The organism is Pseudomonas sp. 2(2015) (assembly GCF_000955865.1).
Classification (GTDB): domain Bacteria; phylum Pseudomonadota; class Gammaproteobacteria; order Pseudomonadales; family Pseudomonadaceae; genus Aquipseudomonas.
This window is the reverse complement of sequence record NZ_JYOF01000007.1, coordinates 299,820-314,841: the sequence shown is the minus strand read 5'-3', so window position 1 is coordinate 314,841 and position 15,022 is coordinate 299,820. Positions and strand designations below refer to the sequence as shown.

The 15,022-nt window shown below is 62.9% G+C and carries 14 protein-coding genes; 5 read left to right on the top strand and 9 right to left on the bottom strand.

Annotation, left to right across the window (positions count from 1 at the left end; translation table 11 throughout):
• Nucleotides 1-5: 5 nt before the first annotated feature.
• The 5 genes from lepA to rpoE form a co-directional block, all read right to left on the bottom strand.
• Entirely contained in the window at nucleotides 6-1,805 is a 1,800-nt protein-coding gene (lepA, locus tag UB48_RS13110) for a translation elongation factor 4 (RefSeq protein ID WP_045197631.1), read from the bottom strand.
• Between the two features lie 192 nt (nucleotides 1,806-1,997).
• Complete coding sequence (locus tag UB48_RS13105; protein WP_176794323.1) at nucleotides 1,998-3,395, bottom strand: DegQ family serine endoprotease; 1,398 nt, start codon at nucleotides 3,393-3,395, stop codon at nucleotides 1,998-2,000.
• Between the two features lie 204 nt (nucleotides 3,396-3,599).
• Nucleotides 3,600-4,565, bottom strand: coding sequence for a MucB/RseB C-terminal domain-containing protein (locus UB48_RS13100; RefSeq protein WP_045197627.1), 966 nt, complete (start codon nucleotides 4,563-4,565; stop codon nucleotides 3,600-3,602).
• 12 nt (nucleotides 4,566-4,577) lie between these two features.
• On the bottom strand, nucleotides 4,578-5,168 hold the full coding sequence (locus UB48_RS13095) for an RseA family anti-sigma factor (RefSeq protein WP_038999040.1): 591 nt from the start codon (nucleotides 5,166-5,168) through the stop codon (nucleotides 4,578-4,580).
• Between the two features lie 31 nt (nucleotides 5,169-5,199).
• A complete protein-coding gene (gene rpoE, locus UB48_RS13090; RefSeq protein WP_010220971.1) occupies nucleotides 5,200-5,781 on the bottom strand; it encodes an RNA polymerase sigma factor RpoE in 582 nt (193 codons plus the stop codon).
• Nucleotides 5,782-6,213: 432 nt separating this feature from the next.
• On the opposite strand from rpoE, the gene nadB reads away from it, so the two are divergent.
• Nucleotides 6,214-7,830 (top strand): L-aspartate oxidase, encoded by a 1,617-nt coding sequence (gene nadB, locus UB48_RS13085; RefSeq protein WP_045197623.1) that lies wholly within the window; start codon nucleotides 6,214-6,216, stop codon nucleotides 7,828-7,830.
• On the opposite strand, the gene UB48_RS13080 is transcribed toward nadB, so the two are convergent.
• Complete coding sequence (locus tag UB48_RS13080; protein ID WP_045197622.1) at nucleotides 7,799-8,251, bottom strand: protein YgfX; 453 nt, start codon at nucleotides 8,249-8,251, stop codon at nucleotides 7,799-7,801. The genes nadB and UB48_RS13080 overlap by 32 nt on opposite strands.
• Nucleotides 8,235-8,489 carry a succinate dehydrogenase assembly factor 2 gene (locus tag UB48_RS13075; RefSeq protein WP_038607607.1) on the bottom strand — a complete coding sequence of 85 codons (255 nt, stop codon included), beginning with the start codon at nucleotides 8,487-8,489 and terminating at the stop codon, nucleotides 8,235-8,237. Before UB48_RS13075 ends, UB48_RS13080 begins: the two co-directional genes overlap by 17 nt.
• Nucleotides 8,490-8,654: 165 nt before the next feature.
• Here UB48_RS13075 and UB48_RS13070 point away from each other — a divergent pair, with 165 nt between their 5' ends.
• Nucleotides 8,655-9,596 (top strand): folate-binding protein YgfZ, encoded by a 942-nt coding sequence (locus tag UB48_RS13070; protein ID WP_045197618.1) that lies wholly within the window; start codon nucleotides 8,655-8,657, stop codon nucleotides 9,594-9,596.
• Nucleotides 9,597-9,651: 55 nt separating this feature from the next.
• Nucleotides 9,652-10,458 carry an HDOD domain-containing protein gene (locus UB48_RS13065; RefSeq protein WP_045197617.1) on the top strand — a complete coding sequence of 269 codons (807 nt, stop codon included), beginning with the start codon at nucleotides 9,652-9,654 and terminating at the stop codon, nucleotides 10,456-10,458.
• Here UB48_RS13065 and UB48_RS13060 read toward each other — a convergent pair.
• Nucleotides 10,455-11,834 (bottom strand): sensor histidine kinase, encoded by a 1,380-nt coding sequence (locus UB48_RS13060; protein ID WP_045197615.1) that lies wholly within the window; start codon nucleotides 11,832-11,834, stop codon nucleotides 10,455-10,457. The two genes, UB48_RS13065 and UB48_RS13060, sit on opposite strands and share 4 nt — an antisense overlap.
• On the bottom strand, nucleotides 11,827-12,498 hold the full coding sequence (locus tag UB48_RS13055; RefSeq protein WP_045197613.1) for a response regulator: 672 nt from the start codon (nucleotides 12,496-12,498) through the stop codon (nucleotides 11,827-11,829). The genes UB48_RS13060 and UB48_RS13055 overlap by 8 nt, the downstream gene beginning before the upstream one ends.
• A gap of 201 nt (nucleotides 12,499-12,699) precedes the next feature.
• Between UB48_RS13055 and UB48_RS13050 the strand changes: the two genes are divergently transcribed.
• Both UB48_RS13050 and UB48_RS13045 read left to right on the top strand, forming a co-directional pair.
• Nucleotides 12,700-13,989 (top strand): OprD family porin, encoded by a 1,290-nt coding sequence (locus tag UB48_RS13050; protein WP_045197611.1) that lies wholly within the window; start codon nucleotides 12,700-12,702, stop codon nucleotides 13,987-13,989.
• A gap of 34 nt (nucleotides 13,990-14,023) precedes the next feature.
• Nucleotides 14,024-15,004: a tripartite tricarboxylate transporter substrate binding protein gene (locus UB48_RS13045; RefSeq protein WP_045197609.1), complete on the top strand. Its 981-nt coding sequence runs from the start codon at nucleotides 14,024-14,026 to the stop codon at nucleotides 15,002-15,004.
• The last annotated feature ends 18 nt before the right edge of the window (nucleotides 15,005-15,022 follow it).

Below are 15,022 nucleotides of genomic sequence, written 5' to 3'. Positions count from 1 at the left end.
AGGACCTAACTATCCAACCTGAGCACGGCGAGGAAGGCTTCTTGTGGGATTTCCACGTTACCGACCTGTTTCATGCGTTTCTTACCGGCCTTCTGCTTCTCCAACAGCTTGCGCTTACGGCTAACGTCACCACCGTAGCATTTGGCCAGTACGTTCTTTCTGAGCGCCTTGACAGTCGTACGCGCAACAATCTGCCCGCCAATGGCGGCCTGGATTGCCACATCGAACATCTGCCGAGGAATCAGTTCCTTCATCTTCTCGGTCAATGCGCGGCCCTTGTAGTGCGCATTGTCGCGGTGCACGATCAGCGCCAGGGCGTCGACCTTGTCACCGTTGATCAGTACATCGAGCTTGACCAGGTTAGCCGACTGGTAGCGGTCGAAATGATAGTCCAGCGAGGCGTAGCCGCGGCTGGTGGACTTCAGGCGGTCGAAGAAGTCCAGTACCACTTCGTTCATCGGCAGGTCGTAGCGTACTTGCACCTGCGAGCCGAGGAACTGCATGTCGCGCTGTACGCCACGCTTCTCGATGCACAGGGTAATGACGTTGCCCAGGTGCTCCTGCGGCACCAGGATGGTGGCCGATACGATCGGCTCACGGAAGTCTTCGACCGAGGACACGTCCGGCAGCTTCGACGGGTTGTCGACGTAGATGGTTTCGCCGGTCTTGAGCTTGACCTCGAAGATTACGCTCGGCGCGGTGGTGATCAGGTCCAGGTCGTACTCGCGCTCCAGGCGCTCCTGGATGATCTCCATGTGCAGCATGCCGAGGAAGCCGCAACGGAAGCCGAAGCCCAGGGCGTCGGAGCTTTCCGGCAGGTACTGCAGCGACGAGTCGTTCAGGGTCAGTTTCTGCAATGCATCACGAAAATCTTCGAAATCATCGGAACTGACCGGGAACAGACCGGCATACACCTGCGGTTGAATACGTTTGAAGCCTGGCAGCACCTCGACCTCGGGGGTCGTGCTCAGGGTCAGGGTGTCACCCACCGGCGCGCCGTGAATGTCCTTGATGCTGGCGATGATGAAGCCTACTTCGCCGGCCTTGAGATCAGCGGTCTGGGTGTGCTTGGGGGTGAACACACCGACGCTGTCGACCAGGTGGACCTTGCCGGTGGACTTGACCAGGATCTTGTCGCCCTTCTTCACCCGGCCGTGACGGACACGCACCAGGGAGACAACGCCCAGGTAGTTGTCGAACCAGGAGTCGATGATCAGCGCCTGCAGCGGCGCCTCGATGTCACCGGTAGGCGCCGGGATGGTGTGCACCAGGCGCTCGAGCACCTCGTCGACGCCCATGCCGCTCTTGGCACTGCAGGCCACGGCGTCGGTGGCGTCGATACCGATGATCTTCTCGATCTCGTCCTTGACCTTGTCCGGGTCGGCCTGGGGCAGGTCCATCTTGTTCAGTACCGGCATGACCTCAAGGCCCTGCTCGATGGCGGTGTAGCAGTTGGCGACCGACTGGGCTTCTACACCCTGGCCGGCGTCGACCACCAGCAAGGCACCTTCACAGGCCGCCAGCGAGCGGCTGACTTCGTAGGTGAAGTCAACGTGGCCGGGGGTGTCGATGAAGTTCAGCTGATAGGTTTTGCCGTCTTGCGCCTTGTAGTGCAGGGTGACGCTGTGGGCTTTGATGGTGATACCGCGTTCACGCTCCAGGTCCATGGAATCGAGTACCTGGGCCTCCATTTCACGCGCAGTCAGGCCACCGCACATCTGAATGAAGCGGTCGGCCAGGGTCGACTTGCCATGGTCAATGTGGGCGATGATGGAGAAATTGCGGATATGACTCAAATCACTCACGGGTCAACACTCAAAAAGGCTGCGGGCCGGACGCCCACCGAAAAATAGCCGGGAATTGTACCTGAAGCTTGACGTTGGCGTCACGTGAACTGTGGGTACCGCGATTGTGGGAAATCGGTGCATGCCCCGGGAAACCTGCGCGGCGCCCAGAAAAAAGGGCAGCCGAGGCTGCCCTTTTCTGCTCAAGCCGGCTTATTCAGCCAGTTTGAAGGTGATGAAGCTGGCGCGGCCCTGACGCAGGACGCGCATCGACACCGAACGGTTCTTCGGCAGCTCTTTGGCGATTTCGGTGAACTGCTTGGCCGAAAGGATCGCCTGGTTGTTCAGATGACTGATGACGTCGCCCGGACGCAGGCCGATCAGCGCTGCCGGACCGTCCTGGACTTCCTTGATGACCACGCCGCCCTTGAGCTCGAGGGACTTCTTCTGCTCGGCGGTCAGGTCGGCCACCGACACACCCAGGCGGTTGCTGCTGCGCTCGACGCCGCCATTGGCGTTGGTGGTGATGTCGGCATCTTCATCCGGCAGTGCGCCGATGGTGATGTCCAGCGACTGGCGTTTGCCATTGCGGATGATGTCGAGCTTGGCCTTGGCGCCATCCTTGAGGCCACCGACCAGGTGCGGCAGGTCGGCAGACATGACGATCGGCTGACCGTTCATGCTCAGGATCACGTCACCGACCTGCAGGCCACCCTTGGCGGCCGGGCCATCTTCCAGCACCTGGGCGACCAGGGCACCGGCCGGCTTGTCGAGACCGAAGGACTCAGCCAGGTCCTTGTTGACCTCCTGAATCACCACGCCCAGCCAGCCGCGGCTGACCTTGCCGTCTTTCTTCAGCTGATTGGAAACATCCAGCGCGACATCGATCGGGATGGCGAACGACAGGCCCATGAAGCCACCGGAACGGGTGAAGATCTGCGAGTTGATACCCACCACTTCGCCGTTCATGTTGAACAGCGGGCCACCGGAGTTACCCGGGTTGATCGCCACGTCGGTCTGGATGAATGGCACGTAGGTGTCGTTGGGCAGGGTGCGGCCCTTGGCACTGACGATACCTTTGGTCACCGAATGGTCGAAGCCGAACGGCGAACCGATGGCCAGCACCCACTCACCGACCTTGAGCTTCTCGGAGTCACCCAGCTTGACGGTCGGCAGGTCCTTGCCTTCGACCTTGAGCAGGGCCACGTCGGTGCGCGGGTCGGTGCCGACCAGCTTGGCCTGCAGCTCGCTGCGGTCCGACAGGCGGACGATGATCTCATCGGCGTCGGCGACCACATGGTTGTTGGTCAGCACGTAACCGTCGCTGGAGATGATGAAGCCCGAACCCAGCGATTGCGCTTCACGCTGGCGGTCACCGCGCGGCGAACGCGGCGTCTGCGGCATGTTGCGCTCGAAGAATTCGCGGAACATCGGCGGCAGGCCTTCAAGATCAGGCATCTGCCCGGCGGCGTACTTGCGGTCCGGCAGTTTCTGCTTGGTACTGATGTTCACCACCGCAGGCGAGGCCTGCTCGACCAGGGTGGTGAAGTCCGGCAGGGCTTCGGCCTGGGCGGTGAGCACCTGACCGAGCATGAACACGGCGGCGACCATCGATAGGTAGGTTTTCAAGCGTGGTATTGACATACGGCTCCCGTCACAACGAGCGTGGTTAGCAGTAGGGACCTGCAGAAGCAGGAAAGGCCAGCCCCCGAAAGGACTGACCTATAGAAAAATTCTGGAGTTTTTGCAAACTGCAAAGCTTGCCAATCATGTCAGCCAAGCAATCCTCGACCTGTCAGCCTCATTGCCTGCGCCTCATTTTTTAGCCTGGGCATCCTGGGCGCGCATGGACAGCGCAATGCGTTCGGCGGTGCCGATAGGGATCTCGCCCACCACAGTCACCATCATTTCGCCCTGGGGCGTGGTCAGGCGCCGCGAGACGGCGACCGTCGGGCCCAGCTGCGTGCGGATATCGGCGGCCGAGCCTTTGTCGAGGGCTTCGACGAACACCGAAAAGCGCGCCAGGCCGTCGTCGTACATCAGGCTGCTGACGGCATTCTTGCTTTGCGGGTCCTTGCGCACGGAGCTGGTGATCAGCTCGAATCCAGGTGGCAACCAGTCCGATCGCCAGCCGGTGACAGGTTGTGCAGCCTGCGCGGTCAGTTGGGCAACCGGCTTGCAGATGCCACTGGCCTTGAGCTGTTCATCGCTTGGTGCGACGGCGGTATTCAGGCGAGTGAACTGGAAACGCTCGAGCAATCGCCCACCGTCGTCGAGCATCAACGACTTGAGCGGCAGCCCGGTGTCTTTATCCAGGTGCAGCTCGAAGGCATAGCGGTGTTGATCACGCGGGGTAAGGGTGACGATGACCGCTTCACGGTCGGCCACCCGCGATTTGCCGGCGACCCCGAGGTCGTACCAGCTCATCAGTTTCAGAGGATCAAGCACTCGCGCCGCAGACTCCGGCGTGTTGGCCACTCCCGGTACCAGGGCCCCGCTTACGCACTGGGTCTGCCCGTCGACACGCACGACTTCCTGGGCCGAGCCATCGAGCTGCAACAGCCGCTCGCTGACTTTGCCGCTCTGGACGCGATGCCAGATGTCGTGGGTGGAGAAGCTACCGTTACGCTCGTAAACGAAAGTACCCTGATAACTCTGCTGTTGCTCGGCCTGGGCCAGACGCTTGAGCCAGTCACCTGCCTGCGCAGAGGAGTTGGCGGCAAGGGCCGGTAGCGTCAACCAGCCACCCAGCAGCAGCGGTATGAGAGGTAGCGCGCGCATGATCCTCCTTACTTAGCGATTTTCCAGGCTGGCTGCACGTGCATACGGCAGAGCGCTCTCGGTACCCTTGAGGGCTGCTTCCTGAGCATGCTGACGCAGGTAGCCAGGCAGACGCTGGTCATGCCAGCCGGTTTGCCCCTGCAGCACGCCATTGGCCATCGGGCCTGGCTGTTCTGCACTTTCACTATAGCCTGCCAATACGGCCGGGCCCTGTGCCTGTGGCAAGCTCAGGCCTTGCTGCGCCGGTTGCTGGGCAGCCAGCTGGGCACCGCTGATTTCGTCCTGGTTGTACAGGCGTACACCGGCCAGTACCGCGACGGTCACCGAAGCGGCAACGGCCAGGCGGCCCAGGCTGCGCCAGGGTCCACGGGAGACCTTGGCCGGAGCGGCTTCATCGGCCAGGGCTGCGGATACGGCCGAGGCGATATCCAGCTGTGGCAGTACCAGCTCTTTGTGCATGGCTGCACGGGCTACCTGGTAACGCGACCAGGTGGCACGGGTTTCGGGATCATCGACGGCATTCAACACCCGTCGTAATTCCAGTTCGTCCGCTTCGTTATCCATCACCGCGGACAGCGATTCCTGCAAAGCTTCACGACTCATGGCGGTTCCTCTCTTGGCTGTCGCCGCTGTCTCAGGTTTCCTGCAACAACGGCTGCAGGGCTTTGTCTATGGCCTCCCGAGCGCGGAAGATTCGAGAGCGCACGGTACCCACCGGACACTGCATGACGCTCGCAATGTCCTCGTAACTCAGACCATCGAATTCACGTAAAGTTAACGCCGTACGCAAATCTTCTGGCAGTTGCTGGATGGTCCGATGGACGGTGCCTTCGATCTCATCTCGCAACAACGCGCGCTCGGGGGACTCCAGATCCTTGAGGCCATGATCGCCGTCGTAAAATTCCGCATCCTCGGAACTTACATCGCTGTCTGGTGGCCGCCGACCGCGGGACACCAGATAGTTTTTTGCCGTGTTGATGGCAATGCGGTACAGCCAGGTATAAAAGGCGCTGTCCCCGCGAAAATTACCAAGCGCCCGGTAAGCCTTGATGAAAGCTTCCTGCGCCACATCCTGGGCTTCATGGGTGTCGTGGACAAAACGCACGATCAACCCGAGAATCTTGTGCTGATACTTCAGCACCAACAGATCGAACGCTCGCCTGTCGCCACGCTGCACGCGCTCGACAAGCTGCTGATCCTCTTCCTGGGTTAGCATGAACACTCCTCAGTGAACTCGAAGGAGCGTTGCACCTGCCATCGTTCAGGCTTGCAACCATAGACTCGGGCTTTGCGCAAAAGTTCTCCCCTCCAAGCAAGTTTCCTGCGGCCCTTGGTCGGCTCGCACGAAAAACGCAGCGCGGTCACGGCCGGCTGCGTCGATAATCGGGTCTCGAATACGCAAACAGTGCCTTCAAGGGGCGCCTGCCATGCGTCGCCGCGGCATTGTGGCGTGCGGGCATCCTTCTATGGATATCCGTACATCACGGAAAGTTCCCACAAAAGGCTCCCTGGACTGCACAAGCGCCATTGGAAATCAGGGCCTTGGGGCTGCTATAAAGGCAGCCGGTCCAGATTCACGATAGTTTCACAATGCCATAAGCGCCTGACTATTGTGCCGATCCCCCCCTTCAGATACTAGTGTCCTGACATGAGCCAACAATTCCAACATGATGTTCTCGTGATCGGCAGCGGCGCCGCCGGCCTCAGCCTGGCCCTGACCCTCCCCGGTCACCTGCGCGTCGCCGTGCTCAGCAAGGGCGACCTCGCCAACGGCTCGACCTTCTGGGCCCAAGGCGGCGTGGCCGCGGTGCTGGACGACACCGACACGGTGCAGTCCCACGTCGAAGACACCCTCAATGCCGGTGGCGGCCTGTGTCACGAAGACGCCGTGCGCTTCACCGTTGAGCATAGCCGCGAAGCGATCCAGTGGCTGATTGACCAGGGCGTGCCCTTTACCCGCGACGAACACGCCGGTGATGAAGAAAGCGGCTTCGAGTTCCACCTGACCCGCGAAGGTGGCCACAGCCATCGGCGCATCATCCACGCCGCCGACGCCACCGGTGCGGCGATTTTCACCACCTTGCTGGCGCAAGCGCGACTGCGACCGAATATCGAGCTGCTGGAACAACGGGTAGCGGTCGACCTGATTACCGAGCGGCGCCTGGGCCTGGACGGCGATCGCTGCCTGGGGGCGTACGTGCTGGACCGCACCAGCGGCGAAGTCGACACCTTCGGCGCGCGCTTTACCGTGCTCGCCACCGGCGGCGCAGCCAAGGTCTACCTCTACACCAGCAACCCCGACGGCGCCTGTGGCGATGGCATTGCCATGGCCTGGCGCGCCGGTTGCCGGGTGGCCAACCTTGAGTTCAACCAGTTCCACCCGACCTGCCTGTACCACCCGCAGGCCAAGAGCTTTTTGATCACCGAAGCCCTGCGCGGCGAAGGCGGCCTGCTCAAGCTGCCCAATGGCGAGCGATTCATGCCGCGCTTCGACCCGCGCGAAGAACTGGCCCCGCGCGACATCGTCGCCCGCGCCATCGACCATGAAATGAAGCGCCTGGGGGTGGACTGCGTCTACCTGGACATCAGCCACAAGCCGGCCGAATTCGTCAAAAGCCACTTCCCCACCGTTTACGAGCGCTGCCTGGGCTTTGGCATCGATATCACCCGCCAGCCGATCCCGGTAGTACCGGCCGCCCATTACACCTGCGGCGGGGTGATGGTCGACGAACAAGGCCTGACCGACGTGCCGGGCCTGTACGCCATCGGCGAAACCAGCTTTACCGGCTTGCACGGTGCCAACCGCATGGCCAGCAATTCGCTGCTCGAATGCTTCGTTTACGGGCGTTCGGCGGCCAACGACATCGTCGCCCGCCTGGACCAGACTGCAATGCCCCGGGCGCTGCCGTGCTGGGATGCCAGCCAGGTGACCGATTCGGACGAAGACGTGATCATCGCGCACAACTGGGACGAACTGCGGCGCTTCATGTGGGACTACGTCGGTATCGTGCGCACCAACAAGCGCCTGCAGCGCGCCGAACACCGGGTGCGCCTGCTGCTTGATGAAATCGACGAGTTCTACAGCAACTACAAGGTCAGCCGCGACCTGATCGAATTGCGCAACCTGGCCCAGGTCGCCGAACTGATGATCCGCTCGGCCATGCAACGCAAGGAAAGCCGCGGCCTGCACTACACCCTGGATTACCCGGGCATGCTCACAGAGGCCCGCGACACTATCCTGCAGCCGCCCACCTACGCCGACTGAATTTCAGGCGCAAACGCAGGCGCCGGTGCTGCACCGGCTCCAGCGCGTCGAAGGCGATGCACTGGCCCTCGTTGAAACGCCGCCCGGCCCGGCGAAAGCGCAATACCACGCATCCGGGCAAGGCCAGGCTATCGGGCTTGAGTTGCACCGCCTGCCAGCCCTGGGCGCGGCTGAACAACTGCCAGCCGTGGGCATCGCGGCGCAGGGCGGTAATGGCGTTGGGGTGGGTCAGCAGGATGCGCCGGGGAATGACCCAGGCGCCGTGCAGCAGGCACAAGGCAATGGCCGCCAGGCGCAACCACAGGGGCACCTGCAGCAGGCTCAGGGCCAGCAAGGCCAGCAGCAGGCTGGCCAGGTACGCCGCCAGCAGGGCCCTTGAGCCCTGCCAGCGACATTCGAAACGCTCACTTGGGCTGGACACGGTCCAGGATGATGCGAACCATGCGTTGCAGCTCCGGGTCTTCGGACTCGCTGCGCTCCATGAACCAGCCGAACATGTCCTGGTCTTCGCAGCTCAGCAGGCGCTTGTACAGCTCACGGTCGGCCTCGCTCAGGGTCGGGTAGACCTCCGCGCTGAACGGGACCAGCAGTACATCAAGCTCGAGCATGCCGCGGCGGCTGTGCCAAAAGAGCCGGTTGAGTTCAGTTTGTTCGACCATGAAGCCCTCCTAAAATAGGCCGCCAGTATACAGAGCCAGCGCCCGGGGGACACGCGACGTTGGTCCGGACATGTGAGCAAATAATGACAGAGGCCTGTACTCAACTACCTATTTTGCCGACAGCGCTCTATCATGGGCCCCAGTCCTATCACCTTGCGATAAACCATGGCCGATTCCGCTTTTTTCTGCACCCTTTCCCACGAAGGCGTTCTCGCCGTCCGCGGCTCGGACGCCGGCAAGTTCCTGCAAGGCCAGCTGACCTGCAACATCAGTTACCTCAACGAGCATACCGCCAGCCTCGGCGCCCGCTGCATGGTCAAGGGCCGCATGCAGTCGAGCTTTCGCATCCTCCCCGAAGGCGATGGCTACCTGCTGGCGATGACCCGCGAACTGCTCGAACCGCAACTGGCCGACCTTAAAAAGTACGCAGTGTTCTCCAAGGCCAAGCTGACCGACGACAGCGCTGCCTGGGTGCGTTTCGGCCTGCACGACGGTGCAGCCGCGCTGACGGCCCTGGGCCTGGAAGTGCCGGTGCAGACTGACGCGGTCACCCGTCACAACGGCCTGATCGCCATTGCCGTATCGGCTGGGCGTGTGGAATTGTGGGTACCTGCCGAGCAGGCCCCGGCGGTGCAAGCGCAACTGGCGGCGCAGTTGGCCGAGGCTGACCTCAACGACTGGCTGCTCGGGCAGATCCGCGCCGGTATCGGCCAGGTCATGCTGCAAACCCGCGAGCTGTTCATTCCGCAGATGATCAACCTGCAGGCCGTGGGTGGCGTGAGCTTCAAGAAAGGCTGTTACACCGGCCAGGAAATCGTCGCGCGCATGCAGTACCTGGGCAAGCTCAAGCGCCGCCAGTACCGCCTGGCCCTGGCCGAGGGTGACCTGCCGCAGCCCGGTACCGAAGTGTTCTCGCCCACCCACAACTCCTCCGTCGGTGAAGTGGTACTGGCGGCCCGCAGTGAACAGGGCTGCGAACTGCTGGCCGTGCTGACCGCCGACGCGGTTGCCGACAACAACCTGCACCTGGGCAGCGCCGAAGGTCCGCGCCTGGAGCTGCTGACGCTTCCTTACGAACTGGACCGCGATCGCGAAATCCAGCGCTGAGCCTGCGCCCGCCCTGCACGGGCGGGGCACTCGTCAATTGCGGTAGAGAATCACCATGAACAAGATGGCCGAGATGATCCAGGCCCACCTGCTGAGCGCCATCGACAACGATGACCTGGTGCTGCCGACCCTGCCGGAAGTGGCCTTGAGCATTCGCGAAGCCGCCGAAGACAGCGAGATCAGCGTCAGTACCCTGAGCAAGGTGATCGGTCGCGATGCAGCGTTGTCGGCGCGCCTGATCAAGGTGGTCAACAGCCCCTTGCTGCGCGCCGCCACCGAGGTCACCGACCTGCAAACGGCCATCACCCGCCTGGGCATCAACTACAGCTGCAACCTGGCGATCGGCCTGGTGATCGAGCAGATCTTCCATGCCCGCTCGGATGTGGTTGAGCAAAAAATGCGCGAGATCTGGTCAAAAAGCCTCGAAGTGGCTGGCATCAGCTATGAGCTGTGCCTGCGATTCACCCAGCTCAAGCCGGACCAGGCAGCCCTCGCTGGCCTGGTTCATCAGATTGGCGCGCTGCCGATCCTGCTGTATGCCGAAGAGCACAACGAGCTGCTCTCCGACCCGGTCAGCTTGAACTATGTAATCGAACAGATTCACCCGGCACTGGGCGACAAGATCCTCAGCGTCTGGGAGTTCCCCGAGCAACTGGTGCACCTGCCCGGGCTGATCCAGGACCTGGATCGCGGCACCGACAAGGTCGACTACGTCGATATCGTGCAGATCGCCCAGGTGCTCAGCAGCAACAGCAAGGAACGACCGCTGGCCGCCCTGCCCGCCTACCGCCACCTTGGCCTGCCCACCGGCACCGAACTGCAGGCCAGCGATCTGCTCAATGCCAAGGCGATGTTCCGCTAGTCAGCGCTGAAGCTGACCCGCACCTTCAAGCCGCCACGCTCACCATCGTGCAGGCTGATCTGCGCCAGGTGCGCGCGGCAGATCTCGCCGACAATCGCCAGACCCAGGCCAGTGCCCTGGGCGCCGCGCCGGTAGAAGCGCTCGAAGACCTTTTCGCGCTCGCTTTCAGGAATCCCCGGGCCGTCGTCTTCGACTTCGAGAATGCCCGGCTCAACCACGCGCAGAATCACATCGCCGCCCTTGGGCGTATACGCCATGGCGTTATCGACCAGGTTGCTCAGCAGCTCATTGAGCAGCGTCGGCTCGCCGCGCACCCACACCGGCCCCTCGGTCTCCAGCGCCAGGGCGACGCCACGCGCATGGGCCAGCGGCGCCATGGCCATGCCCAGCTCACGGGCCAATTGGCTGAGGTCGAGCAATTGCGCGCCGCCTTCGGCAATCGCCCGGGCGCCGTTTTCGACCCGCGCCAACGACAGCAACTGGTTGGCCAGGTGGGTCAGGCGATCGGTGCCTTGCGCGGCGGCCTCAAGGGTTTCGCGCCAGACTTGCGGCTCGTTGGAGCGCAAGCCCAGTTCGACCCGCGCCTTTAGCGCCGCCAGTGGCGTGCGCAGTTCATGGGCGGCCTCGGCGATAAACTGTGCCTGGCGTTCGAACTGGCCGCGCAAGCGTTCGGTAAAGTGGTTCAGGGCGCGCACCAGCGGGCTCAGCTCGCGCTGCACCTGGACCACCGGCAAGGCCCGCAGGTCATCGGGCTGGCGTTCTTCCACAGCGCTGCGCAAGCGCTCTAGCGGGCGCAGGGCGGCGCTGACGGCAAACCACACCAGCATCAGCGCGCCGAGGGCGAGCATACCCAGGCGCAGCAGGGTATCGGCCATCAGGCTGCGGGCCATGCGTACTCGCGCCTCTTCGGTTTCGGCCACGCGGATTTCGGCCATGCCGTTCATGTTCGGCTCGCTGACCGCCTTGAGCAGGCTGACCACGCGCACGTCCTGACCCAGATAACGGGCGTTGTAAAAGCGCGCCAGGGCCGGGTAATCGTCGGTGCGCGGGGTATTGGGCGGCGGCGCCGGGAGGTTTTCGTAGCCGGAGATCAAGCGCTGGTGAATATCGTTGACCTGGTAGTAGATTCGCCCGGCGCTGTCGTAGGCGAAAGTGTCCAGGGCCACGTAGGGCACATCGGCGCTGAGGGTGCCGTCGCGTTGTGACAGGCCCGCGGCGATGGTCCGTGCCGAGGCCAGCAAGGTGCGATCGTAGGCCGTGTCGGCGGCTTCACGGCCGTTCCAGTAAGCGCTCAGGCCGCTGGCCAGCATCAGCACCACCAGCAGGATTGCCAGGTTCCATAGCAGTCGCCCGCGCAGGCTGTCGCTGTTACGCATCTTTGTGCTCGAGCAAGTAGCCGAGCCCCCTGAAGGTGACGATCGCCACCGCATGGCCGTCGAGCTTCTTGCGCAGGCGGTGCACGTAGATTTCGATAGCATCGGCACTAGCTTCTTCGTCCAGGCCGAACACCTGGGCGGCCAGTTGCTCCTTGCTCATCACCCGCCCGGGCCGCGCAATCAGTGCTTCGAGCACCGCCTGCTCGCGGGAGGTCAGGGTCAGCAGCTCTTCGCCGAGGGTGAAGCGCCGGGTATCGAGGTCGTAAACCAGCGGCCCGCAGCGCTGCTGGCGCTCGCCACCGAGCACGCTACGGCGCAGCAGGGCCTTGACCCGCGCCTCAAGCTCGGTCAGCTCGAACGGCTTGGCCAGGTAATCGTCGGCGCCCAGGTTCAGGCCATGGACCCGGTCCTTGACGTCGCTGCGCGCGGTCAGCATCAGCACCGGCACGGTCTTGCCACGGGCCCTAAGGCGCGCCAGCACCTCGAAGCCGTCCATCCGCGGCAGGCCGACATCGAGTACCGCCACGGCGTATTCCTCGCTGGCCAGGGCCAGGTCGGCGGCCACGCCATCATGCAGCACATCCACGGTCAGGCCGGTGCTTTTCAGGGCCTGGGCCACGCTTTCGGCCAGTTGCAGATGGTCTTCGACGAGCAGCACACGCATCGATTTCTCCCCTTTGCGTCGCGTTCAATGGCGCGGAGTGTACAACCGACAGCCCGCCTGTGAAGCCTTCGGCGCAATCAAAAGCTGCTGAAAGGTTAGCGAAAGGTTCACGCCCTAGCATCCTCTCACGGCTCACTCTGCTTGCCGTAAAACCGGACCCAAGGTCCGAACTAATAAGAACAATAACGGAGTCACTCCACGATGCTGTCCATGCAGCCGCAGGCGTACGCGCCTACCCGACGTCTACCTTCCCGCCAGACCGCAGTTGCCAGCGCCCTCGCCCTTGCCGGCGTCGCCCCGTTGAGCCAGGCCGCCTTCTTCGATGACAGCAAGGCGAGCTTCGAAACCCGCAACATGTACTTCAACCGCGACTTTCGCGATGGCACCAGCGCCCAGCAATCCAAGCGTGACGAATGGGCCCAGGGCTTCATGCTCAATTTCGAGTCAGGTTATACCGACGGCACTGTAGGCTTCGGCCTGGATGCCCTGGGGATGCTCGGTATCAAGCTCGACTCAAGCCCCGACCGCACCGGCACCGGCCTGCTGCCAACCCACGACGATGGCCGCGCCGCCGACGAGTATTCCAAACTCGGCCTGACCGGCAAGGTGAAGATTTCCGCGACCGAACTCAAGATCGGCACGCTGATCCCGGAGCTGCCGACCCTGCAGCCCAACGACGGGCGCATCCTGCCGCAGACCTTCGAGGGCGGCCTGCTGACCTCGGGCGAGATCAAAAACCTGACATTTACCGGCGGGCGCCTGGAAAAAGCCCGCGACCGCGACAGCACCAACAACGAGGACATCGCCCTCAACAACAAGAACAGCCGATTTCTTGGCACCGTCGCCGGCAACCATTTCGACATGGCCGGCCTGGACTACAGGTTCACCGACAAGATTACCGGCAGCTACCACTGGGCCCAGCTCGATGACGTCTACCGCCAGCACTTCGTCGGCCTGATCGCCTCCCAGCCGTGGGGCCCGGGCACCTTCGGCGCCGACCTGCGCATGGCCTTCAGTGACGACCAGGGCCAGGCCCGCGGTGGCAACATCGACAACACCGCGCTCAACGGCATGCTCAGCTACGGCCTGAACGGCCACAAGCTCAGCGCCGGCTACCAGCACCTGTCCGGCGACACCGCCTTCCCCTATGTCGATGGCGCCGACCCGTACCTGGTCAACTTCGTACAGATCAACGACTTCGCCGGCGCCGACGAGCGCTCCTGGCAAGCCCGTTACGACTACGACTTCAGCAAGCTCGGCATCCCCGGCCTGACCTTCATGAGCCGCTACATCAGCGGCGATAATGTCAGCCTGGCCGATGGTGGCGAGGGCAAGGAGTGGGAACGCAACACCGAGTTCAAGTACGTGGTGCAAAGTGGCGCCCTGAAAAACGTCGCCGTGCGCCTGCGCAACGCCACCTTCCGCTCCAACTTCGCCCGCGATGCCGACGAAGTGCGACTGCTGGTGAGTTACAGCCTTGCGCTGTGGTAATCCCTGATAACAATAACGTTCACGGAGAGACACGATGACTTTTTCACTGCGCCGCATTGCCCTCGCCACCGGTTGCCTGCTGCTGGCCGGCAACGTTCTGGCGGGCGAACCGAAACGCCCTGAATGCATCGCCCCGGCTTCGCCCGGCGGCGGTTTCGACCTGACCTGCAAACTGGTGCAAAGCGCCCTGGTCAACGAAAAGATCCTCAGCAAACCGATGCGCGTCACCTACATGCCCGGCGGTGTCGGCGCGGTGGCCTATAACGCGGTGGTCGCCCAGCGTCCGGCCGATGCCGGCACCCTGGTGGCCTGGTCCAGTGGTTCGTTGCTGAACCTGGCCCAGGGCAAGTTCGGCCGTTTCGATGAAAACGCCGTGCGCTGGCTGGCGGCGGTAGGCACCAGCTATGGTGCCATTGCCGTGAAAAGCGATTCGCCCTACAAGACCCTCGACGACCTGGTCGCGGCGCTGAAAAAAGACCCGAGCAAGGTGGTGATCGGCTCCGGCGGCACCGTCGGCAGCCAGGACTGGATGCAGACCGCGCTGATCGCCAAGGCCGCCGGGATCAACCCGCGCGACCTGCGCTACGTGGCCCTGGAAGGCGGCGGCGAAATCGCCACGGCGCTGCTCGGCGGGCACATTCAGGTCGGCAGTACCGACATCTCCGACTCCATGCCGCACATCCAGAGCGGTGACATGCGCCTGCTTGCAGTGTTCGCCGAAACCCGCCTGGACGAGCCGGAAATGAAGGACATCCCCACCGCCAAGGAACAAGGCTACGACATCGTCTGGCCGGTGGTGCGCGGTTTCTACCTCGGGCCGAAAGTCACCGATGAAGAGTACGACTGGTGGAAAGCCTCGTTCGACAAGCTGCTGGCCTCCGAAGAGTTCGCCAAGCTGCGCGATCAGCGCGAGCTGTTCCCCTTCGCCATGACCGGTGTCGAGCTGGACACCTACGTCAAGAAGCAGGTGGCTGACTACAAGGCCCTGGCCAAGGAATTTGGCTTGATTCAATAAGCCTCTCCCCTTTCGAAC